The organism is Pseudomonas sp. DSP3-2-3 (assembly GCF_049898225.1).
Taxonomy (GTDB): Bacteria; Pseudomonadota; Gammaproteobacteria; order Pseudomonadales; family Pseudomonadaceae; genus Aquipseudomonas.
On sequence record NZ_JAFCXH010000005.1, the window covers coordinates 198313 to 216236 of the forward strand.

Sequence of the window (17924 nt, forward strand, 5' to 3'; positions counted from 1 at the left end):
GGTCATTGCTCCAGCGGAATCTGACGAATGTGGGCGGCAATCAGTTGTTTGAGTCGTTCACGGTCGTTGTTGCGCAGGGCATCGACCATCTGGAAATGCTCTTGGCTCGATTGCTCGGCCCGCACATGGGTACGCCAGGTCCCGCCGGGAGATGACGGTGGTCGACTGCGCATGTCTTCAATGAATTCGATCAGTTGCCGGTTGCTGCACAGCTCATAGAGGGTGCGATGGAAGTCCAGGTTTGCGTTGTAGCGTTCCAGCAGCGTGCCTTCCTGCACCAGCGTGTTGAAACGTTGGGCGAGGGCGTCGAGCTGCTCCAGGTCGGCGTCGCTGAAGATCATCTGGTTGACCGCCGCGCATTCCAGCGCAACGCGTATCTCCCGGGCATCGGAGACCTGCGCGAGGTCCGGCGTATGCACGTAGTAACCGCGATTGGGGAGATGTTCGACCATGCGCTTGACCACCAACTGGTCCAGTGCCCGGCGCACGTCGAGGCGAGAGCTGCCGTAGCGCTCCTCCAGATCAATCTGTTTGAGCCAGCTGCCCGCCGGGAGGATGCCCGCGTTGATGTCTTTGGAGATCAGCACCACCAGTTGGCTGCGATCAGTAACGGTTTTCTTCAATGGAAACGTCCACACATAGCTTGATACCGGGCGAAAAAATTTCATGCAGCGGGGGCCACGACTCAGTCGCCGACCCTTCGCCAATAATGGCTGCCAATAATGGCACAAAACGCCGAGGTTTAATGATGTTAGCCAACCCTGAAGACTCCCCGGAAGCACGGCATCGCAAGCTTTATTACCGTGGCGCCACGACCATTTTTTCCTGCCGCATGGACCCACGATTCGCGTACTGCCTCTATGTTCCGCAAAGTTTCGACCAATGCCCGCAAGAGCACCGCTTGCTGGTTGCCGTGCATGGCACCGGGCGCACCATGGTCGAGTACCGTGATGCCTTTGCCGAGTTCGGGCGTTTCAACAAATACGTGATCCTCGCGCCGCTGTTTCCGGTAGGACCGCTGGGCGACGGCAATCCCCACGGCTTCAAGTATCTGGTCGAAGGCGATATTCGTTATGACCAGGTTTTGCTGGCCATGGTGGACGAAGTCGCGCAGGTTCTGGACACAACTTTCGAGCGTTTTTCGCTGTTTGGTTACTCCGGCGGCGGACACTTCGCCAATCGGTTTTACTACCTGCACCCGGAACGCCTGCGCTCCGTGTCCATCGGTGCGCCCGGCTCGGTGACCTTGATCGATGACAGCCGTGACTGGTGGGTTGGCACCGGTGGCATCGAGAAAATCTTCGGCAAGAACCTGAACCTGCCTGCGCTGCGCGAAGTGGACGTGCAATTGTTGGTGGGCGCAGCCGATCTGGAAACCTGGGAGATTCACTACGCCCCAGGTTCAGTGCAGTTCAAGGAAGGCATCAACGACGCGGGCAGCACCCGTGTCGAGCGCAACGCAACGCTCGCCCGCAACCTGCAAGCCCACGATATCCGCGTGCAACAGGACATCGTGCCCAACGTCGCCCACGCCGGTATTTCGGTGGTGCCTTACGTGCAGGACTTTCTGTTGGGGTTGGGTTGAAATAGGGTCCGTTGGAGATTCTATGTCCGGGGGCAACCGCCAGGCGCCAGACGTATTGTCTGAACCGACGCCTTCCCGGCTAAAGCCGGTCCCACAGTGGGACCGGCTTTAGCCGGGAAGACGGCATTCCAGTAGACGCAAATGCATCGGCTGTACGTCCAGATCCGTTGGAGGCTTGCCCGCGAATGATGCACCTCGGTGAATCAGACCCTCCGCGTTATCGTTCTTCGCGGGCAAGCCTCGCTCCAACGGGACCGTGGTTAAGCTGGGAAATCGATTTTCGGCTTTTGATCTTCGCTTTTCCGTGCTGCGATCTTGCAGACGACGCCAAACGCGCGTCGGGAGGCTGAGTGGAGGTGTCGTGGTGGGTTGCGCTCGGCATGGATGCCGAGCGAGCGCCGTTGGGCCAGGGATGGCCCGTCGGCGCGTCGCCCCACCACGATGCCGGAGCGAAGGAACCGCCGCGAAGCGGGGGCCGGACGTCAGCGCAGATGGTTTTCGTCTATTTTGCCGAAACAAAATGGACTCGACCGTCAGGGCGAAACCAAACTTAGCCGCGTTGAAAATGCTGTTGCTGCCACTCGTTTCAAAACGCTCACAGCTTCATCTAACGCAACGGCTTGGTCGACTGGAATACCGATTCGCGGGCGAATTGGAGCGTGGCCCGCTCGCTCTAGCGGGATCAACATTCACTGCCAATCCTTGGCCGCCTCGGTGAGCATTTCGGTAATCAGCGCGCCGAAGCGCTGTGACAGCAGGCTTTGCGGACGATCTGCTGGCAGCAGTAAGTAAGTCGAGAAGCGGATCTGCGGGCGGAAAGGGCGTATCTCGATGCCCATGTGGCGGTATTCCAGAGCTACCATCGGGCTGACGATACTCACACCCTGGCCCAGGCCGACCAGCGAACAAATGGTCGCGGCAAAGGGCGTCTCCAGATTCAGCTTGCGGCGGTCCAATGGCATGGCAAACGCGCGGTCGATGCGTGCCCGCGTGCCGTCGTTGTGCAGCAACGAGACGAACTCTTCGTCGCGCAAATCCTCGGGGCCGATGGTTTCCAGAGCCGCCAATCGGTGCCCTTTGGGAAAGATGCAGATACCCGGTACGTCACAAATCAGCGTCGGGTTCACTCCCGGAGTTTCTTCGCCAATGTAGGACGCCAGGCCAAGATCACAGTACTGCGAGGCGGTCCAGTGCGTGGCGGTGGGCGAGTCACTGGTATGAATCGAAATTGCCACATCCGGATTTTGCTGGCGGAAACGCTGGATGACTCTGGGCAGTACCGTCAGCGACAACGACGGCACTGAAGCGATGCGCAGTTTTCCCGTGCCCGCCCGGCGAATGTTCTGCGCCGAGTCCTCGATGCTTTGCAAACCGATGAAGGCCCGCTCCACATCGGCGAACAGCGCTGCGCCCTCATCCGTTGGCAACAGGCGTCCACTCACACGCTCGAACAGTTTGAAACCGCTGCTGCGTTCCAGTTGTGCGATCAAACGGCTGACATTGGGCTGCGAGGTGTGCAGGGATTCGGCCGCTGCCGTCATCGAACCGCTGAGCATTACCGCGCGAAACGTTTCGACTTGTTTGAAGTTCATGGTCGGCCATATCAATTGCGTATGGACGGCTACTGTATTGGCATTTGTTGGCATGAGCCAGAGGCTTTATAACTGTTCTGGACATCGAGGCCGTCCAGAGAGATCGGCCCAGTCTGCACAGGCCCCACCTTCTCAGTTCTGCCCTTGAATCCGTTACATGAGTCCGCCGCTGGGTGGACCTCATGCTTAATTCACCAGGAGGCATTATGTCGTTTTCGCTCAAGTTCCTTGGCAATGCAGTGGCACTCTCTTGTCTGGCCCTGGCCCTGGCAGGGCTGGCGCAGGTGCATGCCGCCGGGCTTCCCGCAGTCCCCGCTGAAATCAAAGAAGCCGGTCAGCTGCGTGCCGGCGTGCGCTGTGACCAACCGCCTTATGGTTTTCAGGACAACAACGGTGAATTCGCCGGCATCGAAGTCGAGATGTCACGCACCGTCGCGCTCTGGGCGTTGGGTTCCAAAGACAAAGTCACCTTCACCTGTGTGACCGCCGAAAACCGCGTGCCGCAGTTGCTGGGGCGCAAAGTGGACTTCCTGATTGCCACCTTGGGCGTCACCCCTGAGCGTCAACGGGTAATCGACTTCACCACGCCGTATCGCTGGGGCGCGAGTGACGTCATCGTCGCCAAGGACAGCCCGATCAAGAAGATCGCCGACCTGGACGGCAAGACCCTGGCAACCCTCAAAGGCTCGGTGCAGGCCAAGTGGTTTGAAGACCACATGCCCAGCGTCAAGACCCTGCGCATGAACAGCGCCGCCGATGCCTTGCAGACCTTCCGCCAGGGCCGTGCCGACGCTTACACCCACGATGCGGCGACGCTGGTCGTGGTGACGGCCAATGACGCCAATGCCCGGCTGCTCGGTGAGCCCTTCCAGATCTCCGATGCCGCCATCGGCGTGCGTAAGAACGATGAGCAATGGCGCGACTATCTGAGCGCAGCAATTGCCCGCATGCATGAAGAAAAGATGTTCCGTGGCTGGGTCGTGCAATACGTGCCGGAGAACATCCGCAGCTATTACCTGAGCGTGTTCGAGCAAGCCAAACCTGCTGAAAAAATCTGATCGGGCGACGCTATGGACTTCGATTTCAACTACCTGGTCGCGCAATGGCCAGCGCTGCTCGACGGCGTCTTGATGACCCTGCGCGTGTCGCTGATCGCCATTGCCTGCTCGCTGCTGATCGGCATTTTCGGTGGCGCGATGCGCGTTCTGAAGGTGCCGGTGCTTTCCCATCTGGTGGTGGCGTACGTGGAGCTGATCCGCAATACGCCGATCCTGGTGCAGCTGTTCTTCATCTTCTACGGACTTCCCGCCGTGGGCATGGAGTTGTCGCTGTTCTGGTCCGGCGTGTTGTGCCTGTCACTGTGGGCCGGGGCCTATCAGGTGGAAAACATTCGCGGCGGCCTGGCCACGGTAGAGCACGGTTTGCATGAAGCAAGCCAGGCGTTGTGCCTGAAACCGAGCCAGTACTTCTATCTGGTGGCCTTGCCGATTGCTTTTCGGACCTGTCTGCCAGCGGTGCTCAACACGGCTATTTCGCTGATCAAGAACTCGTCCTACCTGCAGGCCATCGGCCTGGCGGAGCTGACGTTTGTGGCGGTGGATCGCATCGCCACGGATTTTCGCGCCATCGAGATGTTCAGCGCGATCTGCGTGATGTACCTGGTGCTGGTTGCGATTCTGGCGTTGTTGACCAGCCGCCTCTCGGCGCATTTGCAACGTCCTTTCCGGCAGTGAGTTGCTCATGAATTTTGTGATCGAAAACTGGGGGTTCATCTCCAAGGGCTTGTGGATGACCTTGCGCCTGGCGCTGGTCATCCTGCTGTTCACCTCTGTCATTTCGGCGGTGTTCGGCGTGCTGGCGACGCTGCGCAGCCCGCTGTTGCGCTGGACGATCCATGCCTACGTCGAGCTGTTTCGCTCGATCCCGCTGATCGTCAACGTGTTCTTCATCTTCTTCGGCGCCCCGATGCTGGGCCTCGACCTCAGCCCGTTTGCAGCGGTGGTCACTGGCCTGACTCTTTGGGGCAGCGCCAACGGCATCGAAATCGTGCGCGGCGGGCTGGAATCGGTAGCCCGTCACCAGTGGAAAAGTGCCTGGGCGCTGGGGCTGCGGCCTTGGCACATCTATTTGTACATCATCGCGCCGCAATCGATGCGGGCGATTCTGCCAGCCTTCACCGGCCTGCTGACCATGCTCGTGCAAGCCACTTCGTTGGGTGCGCTGGTGGGTGTCGGCGAGTTTCTCAAGGTCGGCCAAATCATTATCGAGCGCTCCACGGTGATGACCGGCGTCAGCCCGGCGTTCACGGTCTACGGCGTGGTGCTGCTGGTGTATTTCGTTATCTGTTCGGCGCTGACCTGGCTCAGTCGTTATCTCGAACGTCGCCTGGGTCGCCCGGTGACGCGTCCAACTCATTCAGAGGTTTGATCATGCAGGAATCCAAAGTCAGTCGTCGCTTGAAAGAAACCACCGCGCCAGAGGTCAACGAATACATCTATCAGCCGCGTCTGGAAGGCTTTGCCCAGGGCTTCTCAAGCCTGGGCAACGTCAACAAGGCGCACATTGTGATGCTCGCCGAACAGGGCCTGATTCGCCATGAACATGCCGCCGTGCTGGCCAAAGGCGTGCTCGACATGGAAGCCGCTGGTCCTGACGCGGTGACACTGGACCCGTCCCGGGAAGATGCGTATTTCAACTACGAAGCGCACCTGATCGAGCAGATCGGCACCGATATCGGCGGCCGCCTGCACACCGGGCGCAGCCGCAACGACATCCTTGCCACCCTTGACCGACTGCGTTGCCGGGAAGTGCTGCTCAATCTGGTGGATTTGCTGCATCAGGTACGCCAGACCGCGCTGAGCAATGCCCACCGGTATGCCGAAATCGTCATGCCGGGCTACACCCATCTACAACCGGCGCAACCCATCACTTACGGTTATTACCTGTCTGCGGTGGAGCAAGCCTTGCAGCGCGACACCCAGCGCCTGACGCAAACCCTGGACGCCATGAACCAAAGCCCGCTGGGCGCCGCCGCATTCGCTGGCACGCCGTTCGCCATCGACCGCGCGCGCACCGCCGAGCTGCTGGGTTTCGACGGCTATCTGGACAACGCGCTGGACGCGGTGGGTTCCCGGGATTTCATTCTGGAAAGCTTGTCGCACCTGAGTCTGCTGTCGGTGTTCTGGAGTCGGGTCGCCCAGGATTATTTTGTCTGGAGCACCCATGAATTCAGCCTCATCGAGTTCCCGGACAGCGTTGCGGCGACTTCCAGCATCATGCCGCAGAAGAAAAACCCGACGGTGCTCGAATACCTCAAAGGCCGCACCGGGCATATCGTCGGCCTGTTGATGGGCGCGAGCATCACCGTCAAAGGCAGCAACTTTTCCCACACCGGCGATGCCAATCGCGAGGGCACCCGAGGTTTCTGGGAAGCCGCCGAGGAAGTGCAGCGTTGCCTGAAACTGCTGGATCTGGTGCTGCGCACGGCGACGCCCAACACACAATTGGCCGCGCGCCGCGCCGGTGAAGATTTCTCCACCGCGACCGGGCTGGCCGACCTCATCGTGCGCGAAGCCGACCTGTCGTTCCGCGAGGCCCACCACGTCGTCGGCGCAGCGGTGCGCATGGCCATGGATGCCGGGCTTGCGGCGCACCAGATCGACACCACCATGGTGGATATGTGCGCGGTTGAACAACTGGGACATCCCCTGAAGTTGTCCGCCGACAAGGTTCGTGAATGCCTGGATCCTGCCGCCAATGTGCAGTCTCGTGCTTCGGCGGGCGGGCCGTCGCTGCTTGCGCTGTTGCCGAGCCTGGACAAGGCCGACGCGCGGATTGCCCTTGAACGCCAGGCCAACCAGGCGCGTCGCGACCGGTTTGCCGCCGCGGATGATCGTTTGCAAGCCGCGACGCGCCTTCAGGCCGGCCTATGAGCGCAATGCTGACCGTGCGGGATTTGCGCAAACGCTTTGGCGACCATGAAGTGGTCAAGGGCGTCGACCTCGATGTGGAGGAGGGCGAAGTGGTGGTGGTCATCGGGCCGAGCGGCTCGGGCAAGTCGACCTTTATTCGCTGCCTCAACAGCCTGGAAGAGCCATCAGGCGGCACCGTAGTGATCGATGGCGGCGCGGCGACCCAGGCCGGAGACCGCAAGGCGCTGGCGAAATTGCGCGAAGAAGTTGGCATGGTCTTTCAGGACTACACGCTGTTCCCGCACATGACCGTGCTGGCCAACATGACCCTGGCGCCGGTCAAGCTCAAGCGGATGTCCAAGGCCGAGGCCCGGGAAAGTGCGTTGCTGCTGTTGGATCGCGTCGGCTTGCGCCACAAGGCCAACGGTTATCCGTCGGAGCTGTCCGGCGGTCAGCAGCAACGCGTGGCGATTGTGCGTGCCTTGGCAATGCGCCCGCGCCTGTTGCTGTTCGACGAGCCCACTTCCGCGCTGGACCCGGAGACCGTCGGCGATGTCCTCAACGTCATGAAGGGGTTGGCCAGGGAAGGCATGACCATGATCGTCGTCACCCACGAAATGGGCTTCGCGCGGGAAGTGGCGGACCGGGTGGTGTTCTTCGACAGCGGGCGCATCATCGAGCAAGGTCCGCCGGAGCAGATTTTCTCTGCGCCACGGGAAGAGCGCACCCGGCAGTTCCTGAGTTCGGTGCTGCGCTGACGCTCAACGCTTGCGCTTATCCCTTGCGATAGGCCGTACTCAGCTTGCGCGCCAGCAGAATGAAATTTTCCAAGGGCGCGGGCGGGTTGAAGGTGCGACATACCAGCGTCAGCGGCGCGAGCAGGCGCGGGCGGGCGTCGAGAATCCGGCAGTACACGACGCTTTCCCGGTGCACGTCCTTCATGGAGGCCGGGACAATCGACACCCCGGCGCCCGCTGCCACCAGGCTGACGTTGGTCAGCATGCGCTCTACCTCGAAAGCGATATGCGGGTTGAAACCGGCGTTCTGACAGGCCTTGATCAGATTCGCATACATGCCCGGCGCGCCGGGACGACGTACCAGGATGAATTTTTCATCTCTGAGTGCGTTGATGGAAATTTCCGGCATCTGCGTCGACGCGTCCACCTGAGCGAGCAATGGGTGGCGCACTGGTAGCGTCAGCAGCATCTCTTCGTTATGCAGGCGATGAAACTGGATGCTCTGGTGCTGTCCTACAGGTGCGCGCAGGATGCCCACATCGAGACGGCCTTCGATGGCTTCTTCAGTCATTTCCCGGGCACTGCCTTCCTTCAACGCCACTTCGACGCCGGGATAGCGCTCTCGGTAGGCGCGGATGATTTGCGGGATCAGCGGGTGCGTGGCGGCGGAACTGGTGAAGCCGACGATCAGCGTGCCTTCGATGCCGTTGGCAACCCGTGATGCCTTGAGCGCCCCTTGTTCGACACGGGTCAGGATATCCCGGGCCTCCGCAAGGAATACCAAACCGCCCGCCGTCAGGTCGACGCCCTTGGGATGGCGTTTGAACAGCTCAAACCCCAGTTCCTGTTCCAGCGCGCGGATCTGCTGGCTCAGGGGCGGTTGCTGCATATTCAGGCGCGCTGCGGCACGGGTGAAATGTCGTTCTTCGGCCACCATGACGAAATAACGCAGATGTCGAAGTTCCATGTTGGTATATCCTGTTCCAAGACTTATTATTGCGGGCCGGCCAAAAACAGATTATGGCGAGGTTGACTACACGCGTGGCTACTATGGCTGAAGCCGAGTCATTGCGACAATAACAATAATATTATTTGTGGCGGAGCCTCGATGCCTGTCAAGCTTCTAAAGAATGCAACCCTGCAAATCCTGCTCGCCATTAGTTGTGGCGTCCTGTTGGGATTGCTGCGTCCGGATCTGGCCGTCTACATGAAACCGCTGAGCGACGGTTTCGTGAAATTGATCGGTCTGCTGATGCCTTTCATTATGTTCCTGCTGGTGTGTTCCGGGGTGGCGAGTCTGCATCAGCAAGGCAAACATGTGCGGCTGGTACGCAAGGTATTTGTTTATTTTCAGGTGATGTCGATTGTTTCCCTGTTATTGGGGATGACCACAGCGCTGTTATTCGAGATGGATGCGTCGACAGTGCAGATCTTTCCCAAGGGTCTTGTCGAAGCGGCGGTCGCACTTGGCAGTCCCGCCACATCGACGATAGAGCTTTTCGATGAGTTCTCCGTGGGCGAGGTTTGGTCCAGTATTTACTGGGCGTTGTCGCAGAATCTGGTGTTTCAGGTCATGCTGTTGGCGGTGATTTCGGGATTGCTGTTACCCCGAGTCGGACGGCTGGGGGAAGTTTTGCAGGCTCGTCTGGAAGTCGCGATCAACCTGTTATTTCGAGTATTGCGCCTGATCCTGAAGTTTGCCCCGGCCGCTGCATTCGGTGCCATGGCATTTACCGTGGGCAAATACGGGGTTGAGTCAATTCTTCCGCTGTTAAAGTTTGTCGTGGTCATGTATCTGGCGTGTGCGCTGTTGGTGGTTTTTATTCTGGCCAGTATTGCCCGTATGGTCGGGATAAGTTTGTGGCGGCTGACCGCTTATATCAAGGAAGAGTTGTTGCTGGTGACGTTTACGGGCGCATCAGTGGCGGCAATTCCAGGTTTGATCAGCAAACTGGAGAAGTTGGGGTGTGATCGTCAAGTTGTGCGTTTGGTGTTGACCACCGGGTATACCTTTAACTTGAGCGGGTCAAATATTTACCTCACTACCTCGGTGATGTTTCTCGCCCATCTGGCAGGCGTGGAGCTGAGCAGCATGCAATTGATCGGTGTGCTGCTGATGTGCATGCTGACGTCATTGGGTTCGACCAGCGTCGCGGGCTCGGCGTTTTTTACCCTGATTGCCACCTTGAATATGCTGCATGTCATTCCTCTGGAAAGCGTGGGTCTGTTGCTCGGGGTTGAGCGCTTGATGAAATGTCGATCCCTGACCAATGTGCTGGGCAACTGCGTTGCGTGCCTGGTCATCTGCCGCTGGCAACGGTCGATTGATCGGGTGGCGTTGCGGCAAGCGTTGGGAAGTTTCTGATACATCCCCGTTTGAGCGAGGCTTGCCCGCGAAGGCATCAGTTCAGTCGATGCAATCCCTGTGGGACCGGATTTATCCGGGAAGAGGCCGGTTCATTCACTGCATTTCGTCGTCAGCAATGCCGCCTTCCCGGATAAATCCGGTCCCACGTGTTCGGTGTCTGCTGGGCGACAGCGCTATGTCAGCCCTTCGAATCCAGCAGCTTCTCGAACGCGCGGTCCAGATCGCCGTCGGCCTGGGTGATTTTCTGGCGGCGTTCCTGCAACCAGCCTTGATCCGCAGACAACGTTTTACGCGCTTCGGTGAGCATGCGTTGCACTTCCTGCGGTTGCGGACCGCCCGTGCCTTTGCGGGTCTTGACCATGTTTTCCGGCGATAGTGCAGCGCGGAACGCGGCTTCGTCCAGAGGCAGCGTGTTAGGCATCCAGCTGTATTTGTCAGCGGCTTTTGTGTAGAGCTTCTGTGCATCGGCAAACGGGAAGGTCTTGGGCGTCGTGCCGTTGTCCCGCGCCTCGGTGACGATCAGCGACGCAAAACTGTGGCCGATGCGGAAGGGCACCTTGTGCTGGCGTTCCAGGGTGTCGGCCAGTTCCATGGAAGTGGTCCATTCCGATTCAAGCTCTTCCAGCGCCCGTTGCGGATTGACCTGCAAGGCGTCCAGCACGCTGTTCATGCCGTCGAACATGTCCTTGGTCGAAGCGAACAGCCCCAGGGAATCGAAGGCGAATTTGTAGTCGGTCATGCCGGTGGTGACGTTGTGCGCGCGCAAGGTCACGGTTTGCGCGAGGCCGACCACATCCGAAGCGGATTCCCGGGCACGCATCAACAGGCCGGGATTGCGCTTCTGCGGCATGGCGCTGCTGGTGTAGGTCGAACCTTCATCAAGCAGCAGCCAAGGGCGGATCTGGTGATATTGGGTGTGGATGTCACCGATAATCGCGCCGACACGAATCGCCGAGGACGACGCAATGTTCGCCGCTTCCAGAGGAATGTCGTAGGTCGAGACCTGGCTGGAATCCAGGGAGTTTTCCCGCACGCTATCAAAGCCGAGCAGCTGCGCCAGGCGTTCACGGTTCAGCGGGTAAGCGGAGTTCGCCAGCACCGCCGTGCCCATCGGGCTCTGATTCAGACGGGTGTACAGCTCGCGGATGCGTTGGCCGTCGCGGTCGAAAGCGGCTTCAAACGCCAGCAGATAGTGCGCGTAACTGATGGGCATGGCCTGCACACCGTTGGTGTACGCCGGGACCAGGGTGTCGACGTTTTTTGCCGCCAGGTCCAGCACGCGCTGACGGGTCGAGTTCAACGCATCGGCATACGCCAGCACCTGAAAGCGCAACTTCGCCAGGCGGTAAGTGGCGAGCATGTCCTGGCGGCTGCGGCCGGAGTGAATCAGTGACGCTTCAGGGCCGATCTTGTCGGTCATGATCTGTTCAAGCTGTAACACATCGCTGGGTTGCTTGCCGCCGGGTTTGTCGGCCTGATCGATAGCGAAGCGCACGCCACCGGCAATCTTGCGACCCATCTCCGGCTTGACGATACCTTCTTCGGTGAGCATCACGATTGAAGCTTTGTTGATCCGGTTCAGCCAGGAAAACTGGCTTTCGGATTTGTCGCCCTTGACTTGGGATTTTTCCACCGAGGCACCGATTTTTTTTGCCTGGGCGGCGCATTGTTCGGTGGTGCTGCAAGGGACATCGGCGGTGTTCGCAGCATAGGCACCGTAGCTGGTGCTCAATACATAGGCGACAGCCAGGTGGATCAGGGTTTTCTTGGTGTTCATTCAGGTCTCCGTTCCCGACGAATGCCGGGAATTCCAAGGCGTGTTAGCGATTGATTGGGGTCACAGCAGCGGCAGCGTGTAACTGACAATGAAGCGGTTCTGGTCGATGTCGCTGCCGGTGCCGTTGCTGCGATAGCTGCCGTTACGCCACGTCACTTCAAGGTTCTTCAACGGCGAGCTCTGGAAGGCGTAGCTGATATCGGTATTGCGCTCCCACTCGGTGCCTTCCAGGGTTTTGGTGCGGGCAAAGTTGTCGCCCTTGAGGTAGCGGGTCATGAAGGTCAGACCGGGGATGCCGACGCTGGCGAAGTCGAAGTCATAACGTGCCTGCCAGGATTTTTCGTCGGGGTTGGCGAAGTCCGGGGAGATCATCACGTAGTTGACGAGGTACGAATCGGTGCCATCCAGGTGTGGGAATCCGGTTTCACCTTTCATGCTCTGCCAGGCCGCGCCGAAGGAATGCCCGCTGATGCGATAGGTGAAGCGCGCGCCGAGGGCCTGGTTATCAATGTTGGTATTGCCGTCCTTGCTGGAGTCCGCGTAGCGCAGGTCAGTCTTGAACGACTGCGACTCGCCGATGGGCAAGGTGTGGACGATATTGAAGATGTGTTGCTTGTAGTTTTTCTCAAGACCGCCGTAGTGATAACTGGTGGTGAGGGTTTTGTCCCAGGCGTAGCTGGCGCTGGCGAAGTTGAATTGATCGCTGGGCACCGCACCTTTGACGCCTTTGGCCGCGACCTCGATATCGTCATGGCCGCTGACGTTGCGCAAGGTATTGCTGGTCAGCTGTCCGGCGTTGAGGGTCATGCGGTCGATGTCGGTGGACGTCACTTGGGCGCCGCGAAAAGTCTGTGGCAGCAGGCGACCGTCGTTGGGCAACACAGTGGGCAGTTTGGGGATCAAGGTGCCGACGCGCAGCACGGTCTTGGAAATCCGCGCTTTACCGGTCACGCCGCTGCGGCCGTAATTGTCCGGGGCTTTCTCGTCGCCTACCGGCAGCAGGCCCGAGTTCTGGCGATCCGGGCCGGAGTCCAGCTTGAGGCCGAACAAGCCCATGGCATCGACGCCAAAACCCACCGGACCTTCGGTGAAACCCGATTCGTATTTGAGGATCAGGCCTTGGGCCCACTCGTCACGCTTGGACTGCGCCGCGCCGTCCTGACGGTAATCACTGTTGAAATAGAAGTTGCGCAGTTCGAGTTCGGCTTTGCTGTCTTCCAGGAAGTCTGCTTCGGCCATGGACGGCAGGGCGAGAGACAGACCCAGTACAGCAGTAGTGAAACCTAGAGCAGAAGGGGATTTGTGCATTGTTATTCCCGGCGTGTCGCCTTTATTTTTAGAATTATTGCCGCGCGTCCGCTCATCACAGCGCGCGGTTTCTAAAGGCTAATGCTTGCAATCGGGAATTAAAAATATATAGAAAGTTGTGATTCGAGATGTTTTAAGTATGACGCTGACTGCGTTGCTCAATACCCCTCGCTACGGTCAATGGTCCCCGGCATGAATTCCCCGCGCTGATGGCGGCGGAGATTTGCCAACAGGACTTCGAAGGCAGTTTCTGGCGACGTCATGGCGCCAATATGCGGGGTCAGCCAGATGCGCGCGTGTTGCCAGTAAGGATGATCGTCAGCCGGGGGCTCGTCATTGAGCACGTCGAGAATCGCCCGGTCGATCTGGCCTGACGCCAGCGCGTCGAGCAGATCGGCTTCCACCAGATGCCCGCCGCGCCCCAGATTGATCAGCTTCGCGCCTTGGGGCAGGGCAGCCAGCAGTTCGGCATTGATGATGCCCCGCGTGTCATCGGTCAACGGCAGCAGGCAGATCAGTACATCGCATTGATTGAGAAACGGCTTGAGTTGCTCCTGCCCGGCGAAGCACTGCACGCCTTCGATGGCTTTGGCGGAACGCGCCCAGCCACTCAGCGTAAAGCCGAACGCTTGCAGGCTTTGCAGCACCGCCACGCCCAGATTGCCCAGACCCATCACACCAACGCGCCGTTGACTGGCCGGCACCAGCGGCCGGTTTTGCCATTGCTGCTGGCGTTGCTGGTCGAGGTACAGCGGGATGTCACGGTGCAGGCTCAACACTGCAAAACAGGCGTATTCGATGATGCCCTGGGCAATGCCGGGATCAAGCATGCGCACCACGTCGATGTGCGGCGGCAGTTCGCTCAGGTCGAACTGATCGACGCCCGCCGAGGTGGCAAACACCACTTCCAGGTTGGGATAAGTACTGTGCAGCGCCTTGGGTGCGATCCACGAGGCGAAGTAGCGCACATCCGCCGGATCGCCGCTGTCGGAATCCAGGCGCACGTCGATGTCTGGCGCATGGCGCTGGAACAGGGATTTCCAGACTTGGCCGCGTGCATCATCGATCTTGAACAGCAGGGTCATGGTGATTCTCACAGCTCTGAAGTGAGCCATGAAGATGCCTGATTCGAACGCAACAATCCCCCGTTTCTCGTTTGGCAAACGGGAGATTGCGCTTTATTTCAGCGTTCGCAGGCCGCCGCGATCGCCTTGCCCAGCGATTCGGTATTGCCGGTGCCGCCAATGTCGGCAGTCAGTGGCGCGTTTTCCGGCCCCATCGCCAGCACGGTCTCGATGGCGGTCAACACAGCGGCACCGGCTTGCGGGTGGCCCAAATGTTCCAGCATCATCGCGCCGCACCAGATCTGTCCGATGGGATTGGCGATGCCTTTGCCAGCGATGTCGGGCGCGGAACCGTGTACCGGTTCGAACAGGCTCGGAAAATGGCGTTCCGGGTTGATATTGGCCGATGGCGCGATGCCAATCGTACCGGTGCAGGCCGGACCGAGGTCGGACAGGATGTCGCCGAACAGGTTGCTGGCCACCACCACATCGAACCAGTCCGGGTGCAGGACGAAGTTCGCGGTGAGGATATCAATGTGGTACTTGTCCACCTTGACCTCAGGGTATTTCTTGCCCATTTCCACGACGCGTTCATCCCAGTACGGCATGGTGATGGCGATGCCGTTGGACTTGGTGGCCGAGGTCAGGTGCTTTTTCGGCCGGCTCTGCGCCAGCTCGTAGGCGAACTTCAGGATACGGTCGACGCCGATCCGGGTCATTACGGTTTCCTGAAGGACGATTTCCCGCTCGGTACCGGGGAACATCTTGCCGCCAACGCTGGAATACTCGCCTTCGGTGTTCTCGCGCACCACCCAGAAATCGATGTCGCCGGGCTTGCGATTGGCCAGCGGCGCCTTCACGCCGGGCATCAGGCGGCACGGGCGCAGGTTGACGTACTGATCGAACTCGCGGCGGAACTGCAACAGCGAATCCCACAGGGAAATATGATCCGGCACTACATCCGGCCAGCCCACGGCACCGAAATAAATTGCGTCATAGCCCTTGAGAATCTCGAACCAGTCGTCGGGCATCATCTTGCCGTGGGCCAGGTAGTAATCGGCGCTGGCGAAATCGAACCAATCCCATTGCAGCTGCAGATTGTGGTTCTTGGCGACCACATCCAGCACGCGGACGCCTTCAGGCATCACTTCCTTGCCAATACCGTCGCCGGGGATCACTGCAATTTTGTAGTGGGACTTGCTCATGTGTTCGTCTCCAGGGGATTGATCAGTGGATGCGACTCAGTGTATGCAGTGTTAGTGGATTAATAATTGGCCTTGAACGAAAGCCATTCTTAGATTTAAGGAAACAATCCCTTGAGCATGATCGACGACCTGGCGTTCTTTCAGCAGGTGGCGACTCGCGGTAGCCTGACGGAGGTCGCGCGCCACATGGGCTTGTCGTTGCCAGCGGTAAGCAAGCGCCTGAGCCTGCTTGAGCAGCGCCTGGGCGTGCAATTGCTGCAGCGCACCACCCGCCGTTTGTCGCTGACGCCCGAGGGCACGCTGTATCTGGATGGCGGCCGACCGATCCTGCGCCAGCTCGAAGAACTGGAGAGCGCGCTGAGCAGCCGCCAGCCGACGCTGCATGGACGCTTGCGTATCAACGGCACCCTGGGATTTGGCCGTCGGCATCTGGCACCCGTGGTGTCGAGTTTTGCCCGACTGCATCCGGAGCTGGAGATTTCCCTGGAGTTGACCAGCCAGCCCGTGAGCCTGCTGGACGATCAGTTCGACATCGGTGTCGGCATGGGCGAGCCGCCTGACTCGCGATTGATCGGTATTCGTCTGCTGGAAAATCCGCGCATTCTCTGCGCCGCGCCGCGCTATCTGGACAGCATGCCCGCACCGCAACAGGTGGCGGATCTGGCTCGGCACAACTGCATCGTTCTGCGTCAGTTTGGCAGCGACTATGCGATCTGGCGCTTTCGCAAAGACGGCATCGAGCATGCGCACAAGGTCAGCGGAACCTTGTCGAGCAACGACGGTGAGGTCACGGTCGGCCTGGCGCTGGAGGGTCACGGACTGATTCTGCGTTCACGCTGGGACGTTCAGGAGCATCTGGAAAGCGGTCGCTTGCAAGCGGTGCTGGAAGATCATCAGGCGCCCAATGGCGATATCTACGCGGTTTACCAGCAACGTCGCCATTTGCCACAGCGGATTTCGGTGTTTACCCAATACCTGGGCCAGGCATTGGCCAAGCGCTTGCCGTTCGCCGCGCCGATACGGTAGAACCTGCTTTGCGGCGAGCGAAATATGAGCGTTTGTACTTGAGGGGTGGGTGCATGATTGAGTCACTGCAAGCGCCGCGTATTCCTGCCCAGTTGGAGCGAGATGATGTCGTGTCCAGTTTTTGGTTTATAACCTGAAGTTATGCTCTGTCTGACTAATCGTTCATTGTCGGCGTACGTCACGGTCTTGTAACGTCCTGCCGTCCCGCTCGGTAAAACAAAAAAATCAGACCTGAGCACGCAAGCCATTGCCAGGATTCAGTCGAGGTTTTTTGAAGCTGCCGAATTAATCTACGTTCAGGATGATTTGCCATGAAAACCTTGTCCCGTGGTTCAGTCTTATCCCTGTTGTGTCTGTCGGTAGCCTGCTCGATTCCCGCCATGGCGGCCGAGATTATCTTTGTTTCCCAGGGCGGCTCCTATCAGGAGGCGCAGACCAAGGCGATCCTTGATCCGGCTGCGAAGCGCCTGAACATCACCGTCAAGCAGGACAGCGTTCCAGACGCATGGCCAATGGTCAAAGCCCAGGGCGAGGCGAAAAAGCCCCTGTGGGACGTGATTGATACACCAACCTCGAACTGCATTCGCGGCGGCAAGGAAGGTTTGATCGAGCCGCTGGACCTGAGCAAGATGCCCAATGCCCAAGGCATGCCGGCGGCTTATCGCACGCCCTGGTCGGTTGCCTACGAGTTCTATTCGTCGGTGCTCGGCTACAACAAGAAAACCCTGAAAAAAGTGCCGCAAAGCTGGGCCGATTTCTGGAACGTCAAGGAATTCCCCGGCACCCGCGCCTTGCGCAACGACCCGATGGGCACACTCGAAGCCGCCTTGCTGTCCGATGGCGTGCCCCGCGACAAGCTTTATCCGCTGGATGTGGACCGCGCCTATAAACGCCTGCAACAGATCAAGCCGGATATTGCCGTTTGGTGGAGTTCCGGCGGTCAGTCGGCGCAGCTGCTCAATGACGGCGAAGTCGACATGCTGATGATCTGGAACGGTCGCGCCAGCGCTGTGCGCAAGGACAACACCGACGTGGATTTCACTTACAACGACGGTCTGTTGCAGAACACTCAGTTATGCATCCTTAAGAACGCACCCAACTATGCGACGGCGGTGACGTTCCTCAACGAAGCGGTTTCCCCGGATCTGCAAGCCAATTTGCCGCTGTACATCGACTACGGTCCGGGTAACCCGGCGGCGTTTGGCACCGGCAAGATCACCGCTGAACGCGCCAGGGAACTGCCAAGTTCGCCAGAGAACGCGGCGAAGCAGGCGCTGCTTTCCGAAGAATGGTGGTCGTCAGCGGCCGGCATTGCCGCCAAGGATCGCTGGTTGCAGTTCGTTCAGTAAGG

16 protein-coding genes are annotated in these 17924 nt (G+C 59.3%); 9 read left to right on the forward strand and 7 right to left on the reverse strand.

Going from position 1 to position 17924, the window contains the following annotated elements; translation table 11 throughout:
• Positions 1 to 2: 2 nt before the first annotated feature.
• Positions 3 to 668, reverse strand: coding sequence for a GntR family transcriptional regulator (locus tag ACP7E4_RS08265; protein ID WP_426114998.1), 666 nt, complete (start codon positions 666 to 668; stop codon positions 3 to 5).
• Between the two features lie 80 nt (positions 669 to 748).
• Between ACP7E4_RS08265 and ACP7E4_RS08270 the strand changes: the two genes are divergently transcribed.
• Positions 749 to 1585: an alpha/beta fold hydrolase gene (locus tag ACP7E4_RS08270; protein ID WP_426114996.1), complete on the forward strand. Its 837-nt coding sequence runs from the start codon at positions 749 to 751 to the stop codon at positions 1583 to 1585.
• A 689-nt stretch (positions 1586 to 2274) separates the two neighbouring features.
• Here ACP7E4_RS08270 and ACP7E4_RS08275 read toward each other — a convergent pair.
• A complete protein-coding gene (locus ACP7E4_RS08275; RefSeq protein ID WP_426118154.1) occupies positions 2275 to 3177 on the reverse strand; it encodes a LysR substrate-binding domain-containing protein in 903 nt (300 codons plus the stop codon).
• Between the two features lie 206 nt (positions 3178 to 3383).
• On the opposite strand from ACP7E4_RS08275, the gene ACP7E4_RS08280 reads away from it, so the two are divergent.
• Genes ACP7E4_RS08280 through ACP7E4_RS08300 form a run of 5 tightly spaced genes read left to right on the forward strand, consistent with a single transcriptional unit; the run spans position 3384 to position 7846 of the window.
• Positions 3384 to 4235 carry a transporter substrate-binding domain-containing protein gene (locus ACP7E4_RS08280; protein WP_426118153.1) on the forward strand — a complete coding sequence of 284 codons (852 nt, stop codon included), beginning with the start codon at positions 3384 to 3386 and terminating at the stop codon, positions 4233 to 4235.
• 12 nt (positions 4236 to 4247) lie between these two features.
• Positions 4248 to 4910 carry an amino acid ABC transporter permease gene (locus ACP7E4_RS08285; RefSeq protein ID WP_426118152.1) on the forward strand — a complete coding sequence of 221 codons (663 nt, stop codon included), beginning with the start codon at positions 4248 to 4250 and terminating at the stop codon, positions 4908 to 4910.
• Between the two features lie 7 nt (positions 4911 to 4917).
• Positions 4918 to 5604, forward strand: coding sequence for an amino acid ABC transporter permease (locus tag ACP7E4_RS08290; protein WP_426118151.1), 687 nt, complete (start codon positions 4918 to 4920; stop codon positions 5602 to 5604).
• A gap of 2 nt (positions 5605 to 5606) precedes the next feature.
• Positions 5607 to 7109 carry an argininosuccinate lyase gene (gene argH / locus ACP7E4_RS08295; RefSeq protein WP_426118150.1) on the forward strand — a complete coding sequence of 501 codons (1503 nt, stop codon included), beginning with the start codon at positions 5607 to 5609 and terminating at the stop codon, positions 7107 to 7109.
• Positions 7106 to 7846, forward strand: coding sequence for an amino acid ABC transporter ATP-binding protein (locus tag ACP7E4_RS08300; protein WP_426118149.1), 741 nt, complete (start codon positions 7106 to 7108; stop codon positions 7844 to 7846). The genes argH and ACP7E4_RS08300 overlap by 4 nt, the downstream gene beginning before the upstream one ends.
• A gap of 16 nt (positions 7847 to 7862) precedes the next feature.
• Here ACP7E4_RS08300 and ACP7E4_RS08305 read toward each other — a convergent pair whose 3' ends face one another.
• Positions 7863 to 8792 carry a LysR substrate-binding domain-containing protein gene (locus ACP7E4_RS08305; RefSeq protein ID WP_426118148.1) on the reverse strand — a complete coding sequence of 310 codons (930 nt, stop codon included), beginning with the start codon at positions 8790 to 8792 and terminating at the stop codon, positions 7863 to 7865.
• A gap of 141 nt (positions 8793 to 8933) precedes the next feature.
• On the opposite strand from ACP7E4_RS08305, the gene ACP7E4_RS08310 reads away from it, so the two are divergent.
• Positions 8934 to 10190, forward strand: a complete 1257-nt coding sequence (locus ACP7E4_RS08310) for a cation:dicarboxylate symporter family transporter (protein ID WP_426118147.1) — start codon at positions 8934 to 8936, stop codon at positions 10188 to 10190.
• Positions 10191 to 10371: 181 nt separating this feature from the next.
• Here the strand turns inward: ACP7E4_RS08310 and ACP7E4_RS08315 are convergent, their stop codons facing one another.
• The 4 genes from ACP7E4_RS08315 to ACP7E4_RS08330 all read right to left on the reverse strand — a co-directional run bounded on the left by ACP7E4_RS08315 (position 10372) and on the right by ACP7E4_RS08330 (position 15547).
• Positions 10372 to 11970, reverse strand: coding sequence for an argininosuccinate lyase (locus tag ACP7E4_RS08315; protein WP_426118146.1), 1599 nt, complete (start codon positions 11968 to 11970; stop codon positions 10372 to 10374).
• Positions 11971 to 12030: 60 nt separating this feature from the next.
• Positions 12031 to 13278 carry an OprD family porin gene (locus ACP7E4_RS08320; protein WP_426118145.1) on the reverse strand — a complete coding sequence of 416 codons (1248 nt, stop codon included), beginning with the start codon at positions 13276 to 13278 and terminating at the stop codon, positions 12031 to 12033.
• 158 nt (positions 13279 to 13436) lie between these two features.
• Complete coding sequence (locus ACP7E4_RS08325; RefSeq protein ID WP_426118156.1) at positions 13437 to 14363, reverse strand: 2-hydroxyacid dehydrogenase; 927 nt, start codon at positions 14361 to 14363, stop codon at positions 13437 to 13439.
• A 98-nt stretch (positions 14364 to 14461) separates the two neighbouring features.
• Positions 14462 to 15547: a tartrate dehydrogenase gene (locus tag ACP7E4_RS08330; protein WP_426118144.1), complete on the reverse strand. Its 1086-nt coding sequence runs from the start codon at positions 15545 to 15547 to the stop codon at positions 14462 to 14464.
• Positions 15548 to 15658: 111 nt separating this feature from the next.
• Here ACP7E4_RS08330 and ACP7E4_RS08335 point away from each other — a divergent pair, with 111 nt between their 5' ends.
• Positions 15659 to 16573, forward strand: coding sequence for a LysR substrate-binding domain-containing protein (locus tag ACP7E4_RS08335; RefSeq protein WP_426118143.1), 915 nt, complete (start codon positions 15659 to 15661; stop codon positions 16571 to 16573).
• A 311-nt stretch (positions 16574 to 16884) separates the two neighbouring features.
• Complete coding sequence (locus ACP7E4_RS08340) at positions 16885 to 17922, forward strand: ABC transporter substrate-binding protein (protein WP_426118142.1); 1038 nt, start codon at positions 16885 to 16887, stop codon at positions 17920 to 17922.
• Positions 17923 to 17924 lie beyond the last annotated feature (2 nt).

What these genes read in the sequence shown, in the direction of transcription:
- ACP7E4_RS08265 (WP_426114998.1), bottom strand. Translation starts at nt 668, where the DNA reads ATGAAATTTTTTCGCCCGGTATCAAGCTATGTGTGGACGTTTCCATTG.
- ACP7E4_RS08270 (WP_426114996.1), top strand. Translation starts at nt 749, where the DNA reads ATGTTAGCCAACCCTGAAGACTCCCCGGAAGCACGGCATCGCAAGCTT.
- ACP7E4_RS08275 (WP_426118154.1), bottom strand. Translation starts at nt 3,177, where the DNA reads ATGAACTTCAAACAAGTCGAAACGTTTCGCGCGGTAATGCTCAGCGGT.
- ACP7E4_RS08280 (WP_426118153.1), top strand. Translation starts at nt 3,384, where the DNA reads ATGTCGTTTTCGCTCAAGTTCCTTGGCAATGCAGTGGCACTCTCTTGT.
- ACP7E4_RS08285 (WP_426118152.1), top strand. Translation starts at nt 4,248, where the DNA reads ATGGACTTCGATTTCAACTACCTGGTCGCGCAATGGCCAGCGCTGCTC.
- ACP7E4_RS08290 (WP_426118151.1), top strand. Translation starts at nt 4,918, where the DNA reads ATGAATTTTGTGATCGAAAACTGGGGGTTCATCTCCAAGGGCTTGTGG.
- argH (WP_426118150.1), top strand. Translation starts at nt 5,607, where the DNA reads ATGCAGGAATCCAAAGTCAGTCGTCGCTTGAAAGAAACCACCGCGCCA.
- ACP7E4_RS08300 (WP_426118149.1), top strand. Translation starts at nt 7,106, where the DNA reads ATGAGCGCAATGCTGACCGTGCGGGATTTGCGCAAACGCTTTGGCGAC.
- ACP7E4_RS08305 (WP_426118148.1), bottom strand. Translation starts at nt 8,792, where the DNA reads ATGGAACTTCGACATCTGCGTTATTTCGTCATGGTGGCCGAAGAACGA.
- ACP7E4_RS08310 (WP_426118147.1), top strand. Translation starts at nt 8,934, where the DNA reads ATGCCTGTCAAGCTTCTAAAGAATGCAACCCTGCAAATCCTGCTCGCC.
- ACP7E4_RS08315 (WP_426118146.1), bottom strand. Translation starts at nt 11,970, where the DNA reads ATGAACACCAAGAAAACCCTGATCCACCTGGCTGTCGCCTATGTATTG.
- ACP7E4_RS08320 (WP_426118145.1), bottom strand. Translation starts at nt 13,278, where the DNA reads ATGCACAAATCCCCTTCTGCTCTAGGTTTCACTACTGCTGTACTGGGT.
- ACP7E4_RS08325 (WP_426118156.1), bottom strand. Translation starts at nt 14,363, where the DNA reads ATGACCCTGCTGTTCAAGATCGATGATGCACGCGGCCAAGTCTGGAAA.
- ACP7E4_RS08330 (WP_426118144.1), bottom strand. Translation starts at nt 15,547, where the DNA reads ATGAGCAAGTCCCACTACAAAATTGCAGTGATCCCCGGCGACGGTATT.
- ACP7E4_RS08340 (WP_426118142.1), top strand. Translation starts at nt 16,885, where the DNA reads ATGAAAACCTTGTCCCGTGGTTCAGTCTTATCCCTGTTGTGTCTGTCG.